We start from the raw sequence: 238 nt of genomic DNA, 5'->3' as shown, positions 1-238 counted from the left end.
GGGTTATTGGTTTAAATTCACTGAACATCCTGAGATCGACCAACACGATGGCTCAGATCAAGAATTTCTGATCACTGAAAAAAACTACTACAACCAAAACAACCTACCCAAAGATCTAACAGAACAGATCAACAAACTGCTACAAGAAAGCAATTGGGCACCGAAACATACCCAACAAAGCACAACTCAAAATACAAATAGCACAGACAACACAACAGAAGAACGCCAAGCCAACAGC

General features: G+C 40.3%; 1 protein-coding gene. It reads left to right on the top strand.

The genetic code is table 11. The features are described 5' to 3' along the window. Positions 1-238, top strand: a 238-nt coding sequence (locus tag EXE10_RS21365; RefSeq protein WP_130114628.1) for a hypothetical protein, incomplete at both ends; no start/stop codon positions are given.

The organism is Acinetobacter sp. WCHAc060033 (genome assembly GCF_004209125.1).
Classification (GTDB): domain Bacteria; phylum Pseudomonadota; class Gammaproteobacteria; order Pseudomonadales; family Moraxellaceae; genus Acinetobacter; species Acinetobacter wuhouensis.
Note: the sequence above shows the minus strand (reverse complement) of the source record. Positions and strands in the feature narration are given on the sequence as shown.